Here is a 19,768-nt window from a genome sequence, read left to right on the forward strand (position 1 = left end):
CAAAAAAAAACCGATGCAACATGTTGCACCGGTTTTTTTATTACTCTGGCAAATCAATATATCTAATTGCTATGCTCCTTTTTCAAATTAGGCCTCGTCGAGTTCTTTTTGATAATTGTCCAGTAACTGTCCTTGCACATCGTGGGGTACAATTTCGTACTGGGCAAACTTTTGCGTGAACATAGCCCTTCCACCGGTAATGGAACTCAGCGAGGTTGAATACTTATTCAGCTCTTTTAAGGGCACTTTAGCTTTAATCACCTCAAAACCCTTTTCGCTACTCATGCCCTCGATTATAGCCCGGCGCCCTTGCAGGTCGCTCATTACGTCGCCCATCCTGTCCGATGGAACTTTTACCTCCAGATTATAAATGGGTTCCAGAATTTTTGGAGCGGCATTTTTAAAGGCATCGCTAAAAGCATGCCGGCCTGCCAGCTTAAACGAAATTTCGTTACTGTCCACGGCGTGCATCTTACCATCATAAACACAAACCCTGATATCGCGTGCATAGGAGCCGGTCAAAGGGCCTTCTTCCATTTTTTCCATAATACCCTTAAGTATAGCAGGTAAGAAACGGTTGTCGATGGCACCCCCCACTATGCAATTATGAAACATCAAAGTACCTCCCCATGGCAGCTTTACTTCTTCGGTACCTCTCACGTTCATTTTAAATTCCTGACCATTAAACTTATAAACAGTAGGCTCAGGCATTCCCTCTTCGTAAGGTTCGATAACCATGTGTACCTCGCCAAACTGTCCGGATCCGCCCGATTGCTTTTTATGGCGGTAATCGGCTCTTGCCGCTTTGGTAATGGTTTCGCGATAAGGAATTCTGGGCTTCACAAATTCAACCTTTATTTTATCATTATTTTCGATACGCCACTTCATGGTGTTCAGGTGGAACTCGCCCTGGCCATGCACAATTATCTGTTTTAGCTCTTTGGAATACTCCACTACAATGGTAGGATCCTCTTCGTGCATGCGTTGTAATACTTCACCCAATTTTTCGTCGTCGTGCTCATCTAATGGACGTATGGCGGTTCGATATTTATGTTCGGGATATTTTATGGCTTCAAAAACGTAATCACACCCTTTGGTATTTAGGGTATCGCTTGTGGTGGTTTCTTTTAGCTTAACCGTTGCGCCTATGTCGCCGGCTACCAGCTCGGTAATTTTTGAACGCGTATTTCCGGCCACACAATAAAGTTGTGAGAGTCTTTCCCTGGCACTTTTGCTCATATTTACCAAATCCATGCCTTCGCTAATTTTTCCCGACATTACTTTAAAAAAGGAAACCTCGCCAAGATGGGGTTCAATACTGGTTTTAAACACATAGATTGATGCAGGGCCATCGGCAGAGCACTCTACTTCCTGTGCATCTTTGGTAATAGGTTTAGGCATCTCGGATACAAAAGGTACAATGTTACCGAGGAATTCCATTAAACGGCGAACACCCATATCTTTGATGGCGGCCACACAAAATACAGGAAATAAATCCCTTGCTATCAATCCTTTTTTAATTCCGGAGCGCATCTGGTCTTCGTCGAGGGTACCCTTGTCAAAGTATAGTTCCATCAGCTCTTCGTCGTTTTCGGCGGCGGCTTCAACCAAGGCATTATGCAGCTCGTTTGCCTTTTCTTTTTCGCTGTCCGGGATATCTAATATTTCTGGTTCGCCGCCATTGGGTCCCCATTGGTACATTTTCATTTTAAGCACATCCACCAGGGCATTAAAGCCAAGGCCGGCATTTACGGGATATTGCACAATCACCACCTTTTTACCAAATGATTCCCTGGCCTGATCGATGGTTTGCTCAAAGTTGGCTTTTTCGTGATCCAACTGATTGGCTATAAAAATAACCGGTTTGTTATAGTTTTCGGTATATCTAAAAAGGTTTTGGGTGCCTACTTCAACACCTTGTGTGGTGTTTAGCAACATCAGGGCCGTATCGGTAACGTTAAGTGAAGTTATGGCTCCTGTAATAAAATCGTCGGAACCGGGGCAATCGATAAAATTGAGTTTTTTACCTAACCACTCCGTGTATAGTACTGACGAAAAAACGGAATAACCATACTCATGTTCTACTTTGTGATAATCTGAAACAGTATTCCGGTTTTCGATATCGCCACGACGGCTGATAACACCACCCTCAAATAACATAGCCTCGGCGAGGGTGGTTTTACCCGAGCCCGAACTTCCAAGAAGGGCTATGTTCTTGATTTGATTTGCTTGATATACCTTCATAAAACAATTAGAATTGCGGCCAAATCAATAAAATCAAATTTCACATAGCACCCGATGCATGGTCACCTCATAGAGACCTTCAAGCTACCGCAAATGCATGAATATTTGTTTTTGATCCTTGACCATGTTAGTAATTATATGAATTTGCGAAAACAATTCGCACTTGTTATCTAATGAATAAATACAACTTATATCGCACTGCTCTCAAAATTAATAATATTTAAATAACAATCAACTGATAAGCGGCAAAAGTTAAATAATGCAAACAGAAATTTCTGCACATAAAAAAAGAAAATTATTTTTTATGTTGATGGTATGCCTTAATAGTTGTAATTTGAAAGTTCTTAAACGCTTATTGCAAGCTTAACTCAACACAACAACAAATAATTATGCTACTAGAGGGAAAAGTCAAAAAGCTTAAGATAATTATACGGGAAATAGAAACAGTTTACCAACGTTCGCTATACGAAGCCATTATGTTTGCAGCCAAAAAAACTTCATTGGCGGGTGCCACCGCAACAAGAGGCGCCATGGGTTATGGAGCCAATGGCCTGACCAACGCCTCCAAAACCTATCAAATGTCGCAAGACCCTCCCATTATCATAGAAATAGTGGATCGTGCAAAACGCATAGAAGATTTTTCGCTTGTAGTCTCGAACCTTATGGACAAAGCCAATGCCGCCGGCATTATTTACATAGAGGATGTTGAAGTGGTTTCATACAGAAGACATGAGATGGTGAAACCAACAGGTCAGTAAGTACTTGCAAGCCCTTTTTTAAAAAAATATACACTCTACCCATATAATGACCTTTATGGGCAGCCATGCCTCACCTAGTAGTGAGTTTTGAAAGTTCAGTTGCATTAAAGGAAGTACGGAACGGTTCTGTATAAGCACCTTGTGGTACAGAACCGTTCCATATTATTTCTTGAACGGTCTACTAGTGGCAATAAAAAAACGCCAATTATAGCGATAATGAAAAATGCGTACATCTTTCAGGCTAAAACTTATCACTGAATATCAGTAATATATTTGAGATATTGGGTTGTGCTGCCTATTTTTGCGCAAGTTTTAATCAGATTGTATCCAATGAAGTTTTCTTTTGTTTTTTTTCTATCGCTCCTTTTTATAAAAGGGGTGGTGGTTTCGGGTCAAAATTACAAGCCAACACAAGCACCAAAGCTGGTGGTATTTTTAAATATTGACGAATTACGTACAGAACATCTTATTACCTTTAGCCATAAGTTTAGCCAATTCGGATTTAATCAATTAATTAAAAACGGTACTTTTTATCATCGGGGCAATTATAAAACCACCACTTCCTTCAGGGGAACCAAACTATTGAACATACACACCGGCAGTTATGCCTCTACGCATGGTGTTATTGGTTCGGCATGGTACAATGCGCAACAACAAAGCGAAGAAAAAGCCAGTTATTTTTATGCCCCCAATGCGCAAGTTCAGCCCGATTCAGGACAAATCATTTTTCCCCGACTCAATTGTTCAACCATTTCGGACGAATTAAATATTTTTTACAAAGGAAAGTCAAAAGTAGCCGCTGTATCCTTATCGCCCGAAATGTTGGCCTATCAAGGATTTTTAAATGACGAATTAACCTTTTGGCTTAACCGAACCACCGGAAGAATGATAAACAATAGCGATTCTGCACCTCCAAACTGGGCGCAAAAGTACAACGACATGAATTTTGCCGATATGTACATTCAACGGCAGTGGGGCCCGGCAAGCGACTTAAATGATTACCATGAATACATTTCGAAAGGTCCTATGCCACCCCGTCATTTTATGTACGATATGAAAGAACGCGATCCCCTATTTCCTTACCAAAAAATAATTGGTTCGCCCTTCGGGAATGTTTTGCTGCGCGACTTTGTGGCTTCTCTAATCATCAACGAGGAACTGGGAAAAGATAAATATCCCGACCTACTCACTATATCTTTATCGTGTAAACCTTTTGTTGACAGACCCCAGGAAATGTTTGATGTAGAGATGGAAGACATGCTGATCCGGCTTGATGAGCAAATAGAATCTATCATACAATTGGTGCGCGATGATGTTGGTTTAGAACATACTTTATTTGTACTAAGCTCTACTCCCAGCATAGGATGGCTCCCCCAGACTTTAGCAAAGAACAACGTGAGTACCGGTATTTTTAATGGAAAAAAAACTTCGGCTCTGCTTAACCTTTACCTGATGGCTATTTATGGACAAGGCAAATGGGTGGCCGGATACAACGACAAGCAATTTTATTTTAACCATAAGCTACTAAACGAAAAGCAAATAAATCTGGAGGAAATACAAGATAAAGCGGCCAATTTCTTATTAGAGGTAAGGGGTATCGACAAAACAATTACCGCCTATCACCTGCGCGTAAACGAATATACAACCGGCATATTCAACGAGTATCAACAAAATTACTTTCACGGGCGCTCGGGCGATTTATTTATCTCCCTTAAACCCGGCTGGACGGAAGAAATAAACGGCTACAAAAAAGTGAGTCTGGAACAAAATTTTTATACTCCGCTTATTTTCTTTGGTTGGAATGTTAACAGCACTCAGGTGTTAGAACCCGTAAATATGATTGATGTAGCTCCTACACTATCTACCATACTGCAAATACCGGAGCCCAACGGGTGTGTGGGAGAACCGCTGCAAGAGGTGGTGCAGTAGGGTTATGGTTTACTGGTGAATTATATGTCGAAAGGAGGTAACAAACTCCGGGTGATACGATAAGGCGCACTTGTAGTGAGCCAACAAAATCCTAAAAATCCCATTGAACACCTACCATAATACGAGGCATAAACTTAGGCTGATTAATGGCTTTATCCGCATCGCTGTACGAGTATTTTCCATCGACATCTTGTTTATTCCGGGGGTTTACATTATCGTTATCCGGACTGTATGATGTATCGTGCCCCTGCAATGTGGCACCTAAAAAGTAATCCAGTCCGGCGGTGGCTACCAGCTTTAAATTATCGGAGATGTTATACCGGCTCTCAAAGCCTCCCCCAAAGCCAAACTGCTTAGAGGTAACATCGAAGTCCTCGTTTCCGCCCACATATTTAAAGTTACCGTTAAAAAAGGAGTAGCGCGGGCCAAAAAACCAATACGAATTGGAGTTGCCCAGCAAAGTTATACGCTTGAGTAAGTCCATGCGCAGGTCAATGGAACGTCCTTTCTTTTCAGGTGTCCCGTTGGTGGCGTTGTTAATAAAGATACGGCGGGCATCGGAAGATTTACCAGGATTTAAAAGGGTATACCCCACTCCGAATCGGATATCGAAAGGAAATTCAGTTGACAATCCGTTCAGAACCAGGTTGCCCCCAAAACCAAATCCCCGGTTGTAGCCCGTAAGCAATTGCACGTCGGCCATCTCTTTAAATTTGCTTTGGGCACCAGCCGATGGATACAGACATAATAATGCCAAAGCGAGTATCATCACCGATACCCTGTTGCGTTTAATTATAAGCATAGTGTGTTGTGTTGTTGATATTGCATAAAACGGAGGAGGGCCAAAAATATTGTGAAACTAACATTGGTTTCGCTCGAAGCGAAGTCCTCGGGTACAAAACGTAAACAGCCTGAGATAATAAACACCTCAGGCTGTTCGCATTATGACATTACTACAAGATGTGTTTATTCACACCTTCTTTTCTACTATTTTTTGATAATTTTTATCCTTTTGTAGGTTTTGTCGTCATTTAAACATTACACTAAATAAAATCTTTTGTTACCGATTATCGTAGTGTTTAAAATTCCGAGACAAGCTAATTATTTTACAATTAGTTTTCTTGTTTCTGTTCCGCTTTTGGTTTTCATGCGCATGATGTAAACTCCAGGTTCCAATGTGCTAACATTAGCTTTATTTACAGATGCTGCCTTATCATTATACACCAATTTACCCACGATAGAATAGATCGAAACCTTTTGTACATTTCGGAAATAAACCACATCAGTAGCAGGGTTTGGATAGGCGAGCAAATTATTTTCTTCGCTCTCTTTTATTGAAGTACCTGTATCCGATATGATCAAGTCAAAATCGTACACCCCCCCTTTGTCCACCGCATCCTCTGCCGAATGCGTATGACCGGGTGTTTTGTCGTGCCAGGCATCGGTAAAATGAATCCTCATGCGGGTAGTGCCGATAAAGGCATCCGCAGGCACTTGTATTGGAAGTGAAAAGTCGAGCAAGACCGGATTTCCTTGACTGGGCAGACTGGTGTCTTCCCAGGAATCCTTTCCTATTTTTGCTATCTGCTCATTGTCATCGTCGAAAGAAAAGTTTTTATTCCAGTCGATAAACACAATTCCATGGCACCACTTCATATCTTCGGAAGTAGTTACATTCAATGTAACTTCCGTCCCCCGTGCGGCGGTAAAGCCTGCATTAGTTTCTATATAAACTTGGCGCGGATCTGCGCTTTGCGCATAATCTAAATCCACTTCGGCTCCTGTTGTTGCAGCGGAGGTAACGTATCTTGCTTCCGTTGAGTGGATGGTACCTATGGCAGTACTCCAACTATTTTTAAGGATATAAGATGCCGATACAACCACACTCGACGACATACCGTCCTTTACGGCAATGGCTTTTAGGGTTGCCGTTTCATCAATCAGGACTGGCTGATCATAAAGAAGCGACGATGATGTTGGGGCGCTTCCATCCAAAGTATAGTAGATAGTGGCATCTGGTGTGGCACTAGTAATCTCCACTGTCTGATTCTCGAAATAAGTCCCCGCAGGTACGGAGAATACGGGGTCTTCTACCTTTTGGGTAGTATTGGGTTCGGTGTAAGTATCTGTTCCTGATGTAAGCCAGTCCAAGGAAAACCTCAAGAAATACATTTTATAAGGCTTCGTCTCATCCTCTTCCACATACGCACCGATTGTTCCGTCGGGCAAAATGGTAATAGAAGAATAGGCTGATTTACCGGCACACAAGGTTTTTTTAACAGGCCAGGAATCACCTTCGTCGTAGCTTATCCACATACTTACATTGCTTCTGTCGGAAGCGTTGGGCAGCGTATGCAGAATCCGGTCCTTGTCATAGCCATCATTGGTAGATGTATAACGCACCATGTCTCCATTACAGGCATTGCCCCATATATCCGCCCACGATCCGTTGGAGCTCCAGGTCTCTCCTCTATCGGTTGACTTTGCCCATAGACGGTTTCCACCTCTCCGGATACTCATTAAAACATCCCCGTTGTTCAGCTCCACCACTTTGGCTTCGTCGCCACCGTTCAGTGCTTTTCCGGAAACGTTCCATGTTGCACCCTCGTCGTCGGAATAGATCGCATAATTGTTCAGCACATTATTCACTGAACTTTCGCGGATGGCTGCTACGGCCATCAAGCGGCCATCGTTGAGGCAAAGCCCCTGACCCGATCCAAAGAACGAAGCCCGCCATGCTGCGCGTACCGGATCGGCAGCACCGGCGCCAAATATTTGCGAAGTAATGTCTTCCGGTGCGGTCCATGTTAAACCGTTATCGTCGCTGGTACTTACATAAGAGCGGATGGGATTGGTCGGCGTTGAACCCCAAAGGCCTGGGCCACCAACAAATAGAGCTACCAATTTACCACTGTTTGCCTTCATCAGTACCGCATCGCCAAAACCATTATTCCTGCCCGTTCCCTGCGCCATAGTAACTGGCTCCGACCAGGTTACACCATTGTCCGTACTTCTGCGCACCACGATATCAATATCCTCCGGAAGGTCTGTTGAGTTAAACTTTCTCTTATCGGTTACAGCCACAAGCGTACCATCGTCGGCAGTGATAATGGCAGGGATACGATAATTGGTAGAGCCGTAGTCGCCCGGGCCAAAAAGTAGTTTACGACCCAGTAATATTTCGCGCTCAACGAATGGCTGATCTTCGGTGTAGTTGTATATTTCGGTAGTTTTGTAAGTGAGGGAATGAAAATTCAATCCTATCTTCTCACCTTCCACCGCTGCGTCGCTCACGTCGGCCGTTATCCACAGATGGTTGTAGCCGGGTACGAGGTCGCCTGTCAATGTTACCTCAAACTCATTGTCCACCAAATCGGCCTCGCCCAAAAGTGTGGCGCCTTGGGCTGTGCGCGGATCGAAATCATCTGTATTTCCGCTCGTATATATTTTTACTTTACTTACATTGCCAATATTGGTGGCGTCCGTCTTGCTTATCTTTATCTTATTGATTTCGGCGTTTACATCGCCGCCCAAGTTCACTTTTAGTTTGCTGATTACTTCGTTGGCATTTCCCCTTCCGGTATAAGAAGAAACTTTTGTTTGCTCAACATCCGCCACTATGGTTCCCAAAACCGGGAAATTAATGAGCGTGGCGTTATGCATACCTTTTATATCGGGTACAACAACTCCCTCGATATTATTAAAATCGTAGGCCGCCAATAGGTTTGGCGTATCGGCTGTAACCTGGGCAGTCATGTCCGTTTGCATTTCGGTGGACGAAAGGGCTTTATCCCAAAAACGCAGGTCGGCCATCTTACCATTAAAGAAATTTGACGGGTTCATGGCTGGATCGGCAATTCCGGCGCCCACAAATACATCCAGGTCGTTTTCTACCGTCCAGGCATCGGAGCTGTTCGAGGTCATTGTTAAGGAGTTGGACGATTCGCCCACCTTTACACCGTCCTGGTACATATATATTTTGCCAGCATCGCGATCAACCGTAAAGCCCACATGATACCATGTATCAAGAAAACCTAATGCCGAACCATAAGCACTAAGTACGTTTCCGCCACCGGCATAAGGGGTGTTGATGGCGTAAAACTGCCCGGCTGACCCCCCGGTCCACATTTCGTAGCCAGTGGTGCTGGAAATTCCTACACCTCTTTTACTCACAAATCGCATCCCCGACTTATAGCCCGGAGCATTTATCCAGCAAGTAACAGAATAGCTTTCGCCGGTACTGATTTTAAAATCATCATGATTTGTAATTTTCATGTACTGATCCGTTCCATTGAACTCGATGCCGGGTAAGGTCTGGGCTAGCGCATAACTTCCTAACAAGAGGAAAATAAATAAAAGGTAATTTTTTTTCATGTTTTTTAACTTTTAAAAATTTGATAAAAAATATGGAGAGCACAAACTTATGTGCCCTCCATATAGCTCAATTATAAATTACTTTACAATCAGTTTCCCCGATCTTATCACTTTTTCGTTCATCATTCGAACGATGTAGGCACCGGGCGTAAGAGAAGAAATGTCAGCTTTTTCTATAGCCACACCCTTATCGCTATGTACCAATTTACCGTCGAAAGAATAAATCCAAACCTGTTGAACATTTTCGAAGTAAACAACACCGTTAGCAGGGTTAGGATAGAAGCTTGAATAAGCTCCTTCGTAAACTTCCTCACCAACAGAAACCGGTCCGTCGGGGGCATTGGGGTTCTCGTCATAAATTCTAACAGGCTCTTCAGGCATACCCTGATCATGCTTATCTTCTGCTACAATAGGTGGGTTAGTTCCGGTGATATTCATAGTGAAATCAATGGAGAAACCTTTTGCCGTCAATCCACAAGGCCCGGGGTGTGGGAACCATGCGTCGGAGAATACAATTCTTAGACGTACAGCACCTGGAGCGGCACGCTCGGGAACAGTAAAGCTTTGTGTTACCCCAGTGGTTTCAAAAGCCACGGTAGAAGACCTAGCAGTTCCGAGGTCGAACACTTCTTCCGTTGCAGGATCAAACTCTCCATTATTATCCCAATCGATATAAGCTTTAGCAAAGCAATACCTCAAACCATCGGTTTTGGGGCTTCCATTCCACATAGCATCCGAGGTATCAAAGGCTTTAAATGAGAAATCAAAGGTTTCACCCTGATTGGCTGTAAATGAATAGTTAGTTGCATTTTGATACTGCGTTCCATCCTCAACCGGAGCATTCGCTGTAAAGTTTAAATTATCGGCCAGTCCTGTTGTTTTCACTTCTGTAAGATAACGCTGTGCGCGAGCAATATCGACACCCTCGGCAGCAGGATTAATTTCAGAGGAGCAATATCTATCGTCAACAAACTCAGGCAGCTGACCTGCATCGGCACGAGTCACTTTTACCCACGATACTTTCGAGTAGCTTTTACCATCGATAGAGGCTGCACGAACGCCAATATACGGTTCTTCGGGGGTTTCTGAATCGTCAAATACGATGCCGCCGATAAAGTTGGACCATGTTGAAGTACGACCTAACTCTTTAATTCTACCATCGACTCCATTTTTATAAACAATCTCGAAATGATTTACATTGGCCTCGTCGTTATAAACCAACCCTGTTGCTAAAGCACGCGCTGATGTCTCGAAAGGAGAAACTTTCCAGTTGAGCTTAACAGACATGGATTGCTGAGTTTCTTCTTTAACCTCTACCATTAAATCTTCTACACTGGCCACTTTAACCAAACGGTCGTCTGATAGACCAAGTTTACCTACATACAGGCTGTAATCGTTAACAGGCGTAGTGGCTTTTACACGCAAACCAATATACTCGATGAAGTCGCCTGTGGCAAAACCGCTCATATCAAGCGTTTTTTCTTCCCACTCTTTTCCTGTTGTATTTCCTACTGCTATCTCTTCCCAGATATTGCTACCCTTCTTTTTCAGTATAACATATAAATTAGTGGGAGTCTCTTGTTCCTCATACGTTTTTACAGCAATGTTTACTTTCGGGTTGGCATCGCTAATCTCTAAATCGGTCCGATACAAAACGATATCTGTTCCGCCTGCTGTTGCAGTCCCCTCCAAAGCGAGCGTAGAACCACCGTTGTAAGCATCTCTATGGGTGTAGAATGGTTGAATATCAGTTGACACTACCTCGGTATCGGCATTATAAACCAACCAACGGTAGGTGGGCTGATAATCCTGTGCACCCATGTTGTACCATCCGCCAAAGGCTTTTTTACCTTTATAGTTATAACGCTCGCCATTACCCAACTGAAAATTGGTAATAAAAGGTAGTTTACCTTGCACTGTAGGCCTTTCGGCAATCATAGTGGCCAGTCCGCCAAAAGTGGAAAGGGGTTCCTCACCTTCCCATTCGTTGCCTGTGCTGGAAAGTGCAGGCTTGTCAGCCGGGTTACGATTTCCACCTGAAAAAGCCCTCTCCAACAACTTTTGATAATTTTCCTGAATGTCGAAACCATCCGTTCCACTATTATAGCTCATAAAACGGCTCTGCCCGTGCTCGCCCCAAAGACAAAGGTTCATTTTTTTGGCTTCCGGAAGATTCATCATTGGCCAATTTCTGTTCATGGTAACAATCCAAACACCTGAATAAAGATGATCCGTTTGCCCCACCGCTTCAGCTGCCCCTATTGAAGTGGCATAGCCCGAAGAAAAATCACCCGACATATAATTTAACATTAGATCTACTGTCTTTTGCCCGGGGTCATTTCCATAGTAAAGACTTGGAGTATTCCATCCGCTTAGTGTCGAATTCTGGGTATAAAGACCGATGTGGAAATTATCAAAACCTTTTGCATCCGCAATCCGGAACAATTCTTTATGAAAAGCGATTACGTCGGCCTTTGTGTATCCTGATGCTTCCCAATTGTAGTTAATACCGTCCAGCCCCAGATACATTAGGCAGTTGATAAATGCTTCGGCGTATTTGTACGAGCCATCCAACTCCTTAGCAGTTATCAGACCCTGATAGGCGCCCTCGCCACCGTCGTCGTTCCAGCTCTCAAAAAACTTGATGCCACTGAACATGTCTGCACCATGCTTGTGGGCGGCATCGGCCCATCCACCGGGAGCCTGGAAAAGACTATGGTTCCAAGCACCAAACAACTTGGTGTATTGCCACATGGAGTACACATCATTGTTAAACAAATCGCTGGGATAACCACCAACCATTGGGCCAACGCCCGTGGGTAGGTTCATCCACAACTTACGGGAGGGATCAATAGAAGGATCTACCTGTTTGCTTTGATCTATCAACACCGCATTGGGGCGCACGTGCGAACGGGCGAATTCGATATCGAAACCGAAAGTACTTCGGAAAGTCGCATCAGTAGGATAATTTCTGCCTTCCTGGATGGCTTGGTAAAAAAGTTCAACCATTTGAACATCCTGGAAAGGTGTCCAGTCATAAATGTCTTTGGATGCCGTAGGTGACATTTGCGCCGTTGATGGCATAAAAACACCACTGCAAAAGAGGGCTAAAAGCCCAAAAAGTAGATAATTGTTATTCATAACAAATAAATTTTGTTGGTTAATAATTATTTATGTGATCACTTTGATTTTTCCGTCGACGCTTCGGCGGAAAAATCTTTACTTCATTTATTTTTAAAGTGATATCCTTCCCTCATTAAAAATTAGAAGAGGTTTGAACGTCCCACCAAAGTCTGGTACCTTGCAAATCTGGTCCGCCCAATGCTTCCAGTCCTGATTCTGCAATATCAGCCTGAGTTGCTGGATCGTTGTCACCGGGGAACGGTATTCTGCGAATGATATCGCCGGCTTCGATAGAGCCATCCCCATCATCGTGCAGAACAGGAAATATTTTGGGGTAGCCCGTACGTCGAATATCCGTCCATGCTCCAAAAGAATACGGAAAACCGGCAATATATTTTTGGGTCATAATTTTTTCAAGTTTCGTTTCATTATCTTCACCATCATTCCATTTTACACCAATTTTAGTTAGGCTTGTAAGGCTGTAGCGATCATTGTAGGGGTCTTCGTAAACAAAATCAATTGCCTGCTCTCGCGACATATATTCATCTATCTGATTAACATATTGGCTATTGAATCGCTCTCCCTCATATGCGTTTTTAATCCCCTCCTCATAAAAAAACTGAGCGCTCCCACCCATATTCCAGCCTCGAAGAGCTCCCTCTGCTCGCAGAAACAAAACCTCGGCATATTTCATGATGTAGAGCGGCGTTAAGGATATAGTTTGTTGATCAACCCTGGAGTAGGCCGTTCTGAAATTTACGTCATAGGCCTGTCCTTCGAGCATCCTGATTCCGGAACGCAGGCCAATAACCATGCTGTCCGTTTCCAGAAATTTACTTTCATCGTTCTTATTGAATATCCTGCCTTGATTTTTATTAAAAGCAAACTCCAAAAAAGGATGATCCAAACTCTTCATGATGCTCTCGAACGACGCATTCAACCTTGTGTCATTCCAAAGGTTTGAAATGGTTGCTAATGGGTGTGAAAATCCAAGATAAAGCGTATTTAGCATAAATTGCTCCACCGGGCTCTCGATAACACCGGAAGCTACCGCTTCCTCGGCCCACTGTTGTGCCAATGGCGGGTTAACTTTTACAATATGCATGGCCATCCGCAATTTCAACGAATTGGCAAAACCAATCCAATGCCTTATGTCGCGATTATCCAAACTCGAAATTAAATCGTACTGATACATAGCTCCCTGTACGGCCGATTTGTACCAATCCGGCCGATTGTCGAAATTTTTAAGACATGCGACCACCGTATCGATGTTCGATACAATATTCTTGTAGATAAGCTCAACCGGATTATAAGTAAAAGGAGATGTTTGGATGTTGTTTTTGTAATCGGCATAAGGAAAAGGGCCATAGATATCAGCAACCTCCTGGGCTGAATAATTATAGATCATCAATGCCATAGCCTTAATCTCGGGCACCGAATCAATTTGAGGATGGTTTAACACGGGTACGATTGCATTTTTAACCTGAATAAACGATCCCATGGCTCCGCCATTAAAATCCTGACTGTCGTAGTACGTGGAGGTCATACGTCCGCCAAAATTTTGTGGAAGACACATGTAGCCGGCATAATTATCTACCTCCAGGCTAAACTGATATTGGTATGCGTGCGGCCCGGGCAATTCGCCATTTTTGCCGCCTCTCATGTTATATTGTGCCGGGATAAATTGACCTAAGGTTCCCTTTTTACGTAACGAGTCCATAGCCGAATTTAAACCCTCCTGTGTAATATCGATGTGGTAATTAATGCTATCGGCATTGCCGCGGAAAACTTCTGTTTCGCCTTCAATAGTGCCTTCGGTGAGCTCTCCCCCAAACTCTTCGTCTTCGAAGAGGCAGGAGGGAAGTCCTATAATACAGGCCATGGCAACAATGTAGAAATGAACAACTGTTTTTTTCATGATGATTTTATCTATTATCATATTCCTGATTTAATCTTTAAAATTTAACGGATACTGACATACCGTACGAACGTGCCGTTGGCATGTTAAAAATATCGAATCCACCCAGACTGTTTTGCGACGACAGTGAAGTTTCGGGGTCTATCGGCGCATCGTTGTACAAAAAGAATAAATTACGCCCAATAGCAGATAGGGTTAAATCCTTTGTTTTTCCAAACAAGTCTTTGAATCGGTAGCCCAACGAAACCTCCTTCATGCGGAAGTTAGTGGCATCATATACATATTGGGTAGCGTTAATATCGCCCCCAATACCTTCATAATACTTTTGAATGGGAGCCAATTGGCCATCGGGCAAGCGCATGGCCGGATGCTCATCCCCTTCGTCATCCTCGAAAACAAGTTCCGGGTTTTGATCAGCCAGCAACCTGTCGGCACCCGAACGCGTGGAGAGTCCCAGCTTGTCCAAATATGCTTCGGTAAACGAAACCACTTTACCCCCTACTTTACCATCTACCAAAAAGTAGAGCGACCAGTTTTTATAGGAGAAGGTGTTATTCCACCCCAATTGGTAAGGCGAATTCATATTACCGATGAACTTACCAAACTTGTCGGAACTTAACAAAGGTCGCCCCTCTCCGTTAATCACAACACTTCCATCTTCGTTTCGCTTAAAGTCGGTTGCATACAGGTCGCCATAACTTCCGCCTTGCTTGTACCGAATCTGGAATTTACCCCCAAATCCAATTTGCTGGGCAATCAATGCCTCTTTGCCGTCCTCCTTGTATGTTTCCTCAATCTTGTTGCTGTTATAAGCAAAATTTACCCCTGTTTTCCAAAGTAAATCCTTGGTTAGATTCAAGGAGTAGGTCAGGGTGGTTTCAACTCCCTGATTTCGGATAACACCCGTATTTACGGGCTTGGAATATCCGCCCGACCCTACGATCAGGTAACTGTTGTTCAGGGTAGAATTATAATAGGTAACATCCCAACTTAATGCATTTCTGAAAAACGATACGTCAAAGCCGGTTTCGAAGGATTTTGAAACTTCGGGGATGGGGTTGTCAAAAAAAGCATACGGCGATGGCGTAACGCCCCCTGTAACCAGGTTCACATTGCTGGATGCGTACATAATATTTGGTATGGAGTTACCCACCTCACTGTACGAAGCACGCACTTTCAGATAGTTCCAAAATTCTGGTAAGGAAATCATTTCGTGCATCAAAACATTGGCGCCAAACGAAAAATATCCGTAATTATCCGCTACATCCCTATCTTTAAATTGCGTAAAGGCGCGGTACCAGTCTCTCCGGTAGCTTCCTTCAACAAAAGCAAAGTCCTTGTACCCCAACTGTCCGGTAAAAAATAAGCCTTCGTCCCAGTTAATTGATTTAGAGAAAGAGCGGCTGGAACCGGCTCCGGCCCTTGGGTCGAAGATATTTATTGCAGTGGGCACGCGCATCAAAGAATAATCATAGGCTGTTGCATTTTCGAAAATACCCCTTGAGTTGCCCGTGATTTTATGGGCTGAATAACCCGCACTCGCTGAAACGGTGTAATCGCCAAATGTTTTATCGTAATTCAACATTCCATCCAAGTAAAACTCATGCGACTTCCTGTTCCATTCTCCATAAACACCTCTATCCATCATACTGTTAGGATACTGTGTGGTAGCTCCTCGTTCGTCGGTAGTACTCGAGGCCGATCGGTCAATACTAAATCGGGCCTGTGCGTTTAGCCCTTCGGTGAGCTTAACATTGGTTGAGATATATCCATACACACGATCTTCCTGGTCTCTACGGTTATTCTGATTGATTAACCAATATGGGTTGTTCTGGTCGGGTGCATCAAACAACCAGTTTTGTCTTGTTCCGCTCAACTCCACAGGCTCATAAACCCATTTATATAATCCTTTTTCAGGATCTACAAGAACAAGGTGTTTAGAAGACTCAGAATTTGACATCCAGGTGGCATCGTCTATTTTGTATTTATTTTTATAAAAGTTCATGTCCGTATTCCTGGGCGAAGTATATAGGTGATAAAGCGGGTTTTGGTTGGTTCCACCACCAGGTCGGTTTTTCGTTGACTGGTTCACATAGTTGATAGATACATCCACATTCAAGATATCTTTGAACAACGAATAACTTTGGCGGAATGCGATTGTATTCCTTGTAAAATTATTGTTCTCTATCATACCGTTTGATGTGGTATTTCCATAGGAAAAATAAGATAAGATATTCTTGGTACCACCACTTAATGACACGGAGGTGTTATAGGTGCTTCCGGTTCTAAAGAAATCCTTTATATAATCCTGCGGTGTGTTTGTTAAGCCTTCCACCTCCAATTCTTCCGGTGTCATCGAGGATATTTTGTTTCCCCAGCTATTGGCCGATATCTTGGCAGGGTCGGTATTTAAATTGATACCTGCCCCGTATTGATCCTGCAATTCGGGCAAAAGCATGGGATCTTCAAAAGTAACATTTGAAGAAACGCTCACGGACAATGTGCCCTCTTTACCTTTTTTGGTAGTAATCATAATTACACCGTTAGAGGCGGCACTCCCGTACAGGGCTGCCGCATTGGCTCCCTTTAGCACGTTAATATTCTCTATATCGTCGGGGTTGATGGACGATAGGGCATCGGCTCCTTCCGTAGAAAAACCATATCCCATTTCGCTTCCGCCTCCAATTCCTCTTTGGTTTTTTACCGGGTTCGACATGGGTACACCATCCACCACAATAAGCGGCGTGTTATTTCCCAAAATAGACTTGTTCCCCCTGAGCAATATTTTAGAGGCACCACCTGCGCCCCCAACGTTTGGGGTAATTTTAAGACCGGCAGCTTTTCCCTGCAATGAATTGATGAAAGATGCGTCCTGCACCCGCATCAAATCTTCATTATCCATACTTTGGGTAGCATAGGTTAGCGATTTGGCTTTACGTTCGATACCCATCGCTGTAACTACCACCTCTCCCAATTGCTCCGTTGAATCTTGCAGGACAATTTTATAAAAAGATGATTCTCCCACGATGATCTCCTGTTGCTCGAAACCTATAAAAGAAACTACTAAAGTTTCACCCTCCGCTACATCCAAGGTAAACTCACCGTTAAAATTGGTGATGGTACCATCTGTTGTAGTACCTTTTACCATTACTGTTGCACCAACAACAGGTTCTCCATTTTTATCCGTAATAGTTCCGGTTATTGTACGCTTAGCCTGATCAACGCGATACAGCACTACATTCTCGTCTTTTACTTCATAATTGATACCTTTATCGTTAAAAATAATATTGAGCAATTCAGGGATTGTCTTACTTTCGGCATGAACGCTGATTTTACTATCCACATTAACCTGGTTTCGATTGTACGTAAAATAATATCCGCTCTTTTTTTCGATGGTAGATAAGACTTCCCCTAATGATAGATTTTCCAAATCCAATGTTATTCGGACAACCTGTGAATCCAGTATACTGTTATTGGACAGTATAGTACCCGGCAACCACAGGCATAACAGCACAGTTGTTATAACCTTGGATATTGCAGAACAATTAACATTCATAATTTTCACTGTTTAATTTATTGGTGTATTGTAAGTTAGTATTAAGCAATTCAAAAATTATTTTTCCCTAAAAAGGATAACTTGATTATTTTGTATTTCATAATCAAATTCTCCTGTTCTTTTCAAAAGGTCGAGCATTTGGTTTAGTGTAACTCCTGCCTGTGCCCTACTGTTATATCGCTCGGTTTTGAGCGCAGCATCCCTGATAACAATCTGAACATCATATTGCCGTTCAAGATTCTTAACTATTTCCTCTAAAGTTTCATCAATAAATACTAGTTCTCCCGAAATCCAGTTTTCTGTAGCTACAGCGTTGGTCGCTTGTATCGTTGCAAAGCCATTGACATTTGAATAGGATATAATATCGTTAGGGTAAAGAATCATTCGTTCATTTTGGCCGTCCCCGCCATTCCGCGATGCGACCTCAACCTTACCTTCTTTCAAAAATACTCTGGATGCTTCCTTTGGATATGCCTTAAAGTTAAATTTGGTGCCGAGTACCTTTACCTCCAGCTCATCGCTATGCACCACAAATGGATGATTAGTATTTTTTGTGACATCGAAAAAGCCTTCGCCTTCCAATAAAACAAGGCGGGTGTCTTTAGCAAAATTTTGGGGGTATGAGAGTTTACTCTCCGAGTTTAACCATACCTTGGTGCCATCGCTTAGGGTTACAGATGCACGGTTGCCTCTTTGCACTTCTATAACATTAAGCTCTCCGGAGGCGGGAAACACCATTTGCCAAATATTGGCCGTTAAAAGTATAACGATAATGGCGGCTGCCACATTCTTACTCCACGAAATAAACTTGGTACGAGAAAACAAAACACGTTTTGTGGCTTTATTATGGCTGCTATCAAAACTGTGCGTTTGTGAGGTGGTATTATTTTTCTTTTCCAATTCCATTTTAAGCAGGGCAAAAGCTTCGCTTAGCGCTTGTGGCTCCGCAAACTGAAATTCTTTTTTCAATGCCCACATTCTTTCTAATTCAAAAAGCCATTCGGCATTTGCTTTGTTCATCGACATCCACAACTCAATCTCTTCCAACTCTTTAGAAGTGGATTGGCCATTAAGGAAACGAAATAATAATTGATCTTCCATACGTATTATTTTGTGCATACATATGAAAGACACCTGTGCACAAATAAACTACGTAGTAGAAATGCTTATTTATTAAAATATAATAAAAAAAGAAGAAAAAAGATGTCGCTCAAATCTTTTCGTAGAAAGAGGAAGCCTTTGTAGATGTGGGTTTCAACCGTTCTGACCGAAATATCCATTTGCTCGCTAATTTCTTTTTGAGCCAAATCCTGAAATAAAAATAAACGGCATGCTTCGGCAGTGCGTGGGGGAAGCTTTTCCAAAGAGGCTTCAATGGTTTCGTAAATATCTTTTGTATAAAGATTTTGAAGACTCTCGTTATTGTCTGACGATAACTGAAAGGCTTCTATCCGTTTTGTGGCAATACGGGTGAGTACATCACCTGCCACATTGTTGTGCCTAATAATATTAAGGCAGTTATTTTGCACCCATCGGTACAAATAAGCCTGAATATTTTTTGCCTGAATCGTTTTTCTTTTTTCCCAATAATTTACAAAAACTTCCTGAACTACATCTTTGGCGGAATCATCATCTATAAAACGGCATGCGTGTGCCATCAACTTGGGGTAATAAAAATCAAAAAATTCTTTGAAGGAGGTCATTTCAATTTCCTTTGCTATTTCAAGGTTCAGTTCGTCCACCCTCAGCTTTAGATGCGGTGTTTTTTTAATCTCCTCTTCTATCCACGCAAGTTCATTCTTATCGCAAAGCCCCTTGCAATATCTTTTTAATAGTTCATCGCTTATATCAATCCTCTTTTCCATA

10 protein-coding genes are annotated in these 19,768 nt (G+C 42.8%); 2 read left to right on the forward strand and 8 right to left on the reverse strand.

Annotation, left to right across the window (positions count from 1 at the left end; all coding sequences use genetic code 11):
- Positions 1-87: 87 nt before the first annotated feature.
- Positions 88-2,244 (reverse strand): elongation factor G, encoded by a 2,157-nt coding sequence (locus tag FN809_RS06765; RefSeq protein ID WP_142532750.1) that lies wholly within the window; start codon positions 2,242-2,244, stop codon positions 88-90.
- A 389-nt stretch (positions 2,245-2,633) separates the two neighbouring features.
- Between FN809_RS06765 and FN809_RS06770 the strand changes: the two genes are divergently transcribed.
- Together FN809_RS06770 and FN809_RS06775 are read left to right on the forward strand one after the other, a co-directional pair.
- Complete coding sequence (locus FN809_RS06770) at positions 2,634-3,002, forward strand: DUF190 domain-containing protein (protein ID WP_142532751.1); 369 nt, start codon at positions 2,634-2,636, stop codon at positions 3,000-3,002.
- Between the two features lie 330 nt (positions 3,003-3,332).
- A complete protein-coding gene (locus tag FN809_RS06775) occupies positions 3,333-4,931 on the forward strand; it encodes an alkaline phosphatase family protein (RefSeq protein WP_142532752.1) in 1,599 nt (532 codons plus the stop codon).
- Positions 4,932-5,022: 91 nt separating this feature from the next.
- Here the strand turns inward: FN809_RS06775 and FN809_RS06780 are convergent, their stop codons facing one another.
- From FN809_RS06780 to FN809_RS06810, 7 genes are all read right to left on the reverse strand, one after another.
- The gene (locus FN809_RS06780) at positions 5,023-5,733 is read right to left on the reverse strand and encodes a hypothetical protein (RefSeq protein ID WP_142532753.1); all 711 of its coding nucleotides are present in this window, start codon (positions 5,731-5,733) and stop codon (positions 5,023-5,025) included.
- Between the two features lie 299 nt (positions 5,734-6,032).
- Positions 6,033-9,305 (reverse strand): exo-alpha-sialidase, encoded by a 3,273-nt coding sequence (locus tag FN809_RS06785; RefSeq protein ID WP_142532754.1) that lies wholly within the window; start codon positions 9,303-9,305, stop codon positions 6,033-6,035.
- A 78-nt stretch (positions 9,306-9,383) separates the two neighbouring features.
- The gene (locus FN809_RS06790) at positions 9,384-12,446 is read right to left on the reverse strand and encodes a GEVED domain-containing protein (protein WP_142532755.1); all 3,063 of its coding nucleotides are present in this window, start codon (positions 12,444-12,446) and stop codon (positions 9,384-9,386) included.
- 115 nt (positions 12,447-12,561) lie between these two features.
- Positions 12,562-14,367: a SusD/RagB family nutrient-binding outer membrane lipoprotein gene (locus FN809_RS06795; RefSeq protein ID WP_221929381.1), complete on the reverse strand. Its 1,806-nt coding sequence runs from the start codon at positions 14,365-14,367 to the stop codon at positions 12,562-12,564.
- Between the two features lie 16 nt (positions 14,368-14,383).
- Positions 14,384-17,776, reverse strand: a complete 3,393-nt coding sequence (locus FN809_RS06800; protein WP_185957485.1) for a SusC/RagA family TonB-linked outer membrane protein — start codon at positions 17,774-17,776, stop codon at positions 14,384-14,386.
- A gap of 183 nt (positions 17,777-17,959) precedes the next feature.
- Positions 17,960-19,003 carry a FecR family protein gene (locus FN809_RS06805; RefSeq protein WP_185957486.1) on the reverse strand — a complete coding sequence of 348 codons (1,044 nt, stop codon included), beginning with the start codon at positions 19,001-19,003 and terminating at the stop codon, positions 17,960-17,962.
- Positions 19,004-19,068: 65 nt separating this feature from the next.
- Positions 19,069-19,767: an RNA polymerase sigma-70 factor gene (locus tag FN809_RS06810; RefSeq protein WP_142532759.1), complete on the reverse strand. Its 699-nt coding sequence runs from the start codon at positions 19,765-19,767 to the stop codon at positions 19,069-19,071.
- Position 19,768 lies beyond the last annotated feature (1 nt).

Origin of the sequence: Saccharicrinis carchari, from assembly GCF_900182605.1 — a bacterium.
Taxonomy (GTDB): Bacteria; Bacteroidota; Bacteroidia; order Bacteroidales; family Marinilabiliaceae; genus Saccharicrinis; species Saccharicrinis carchari.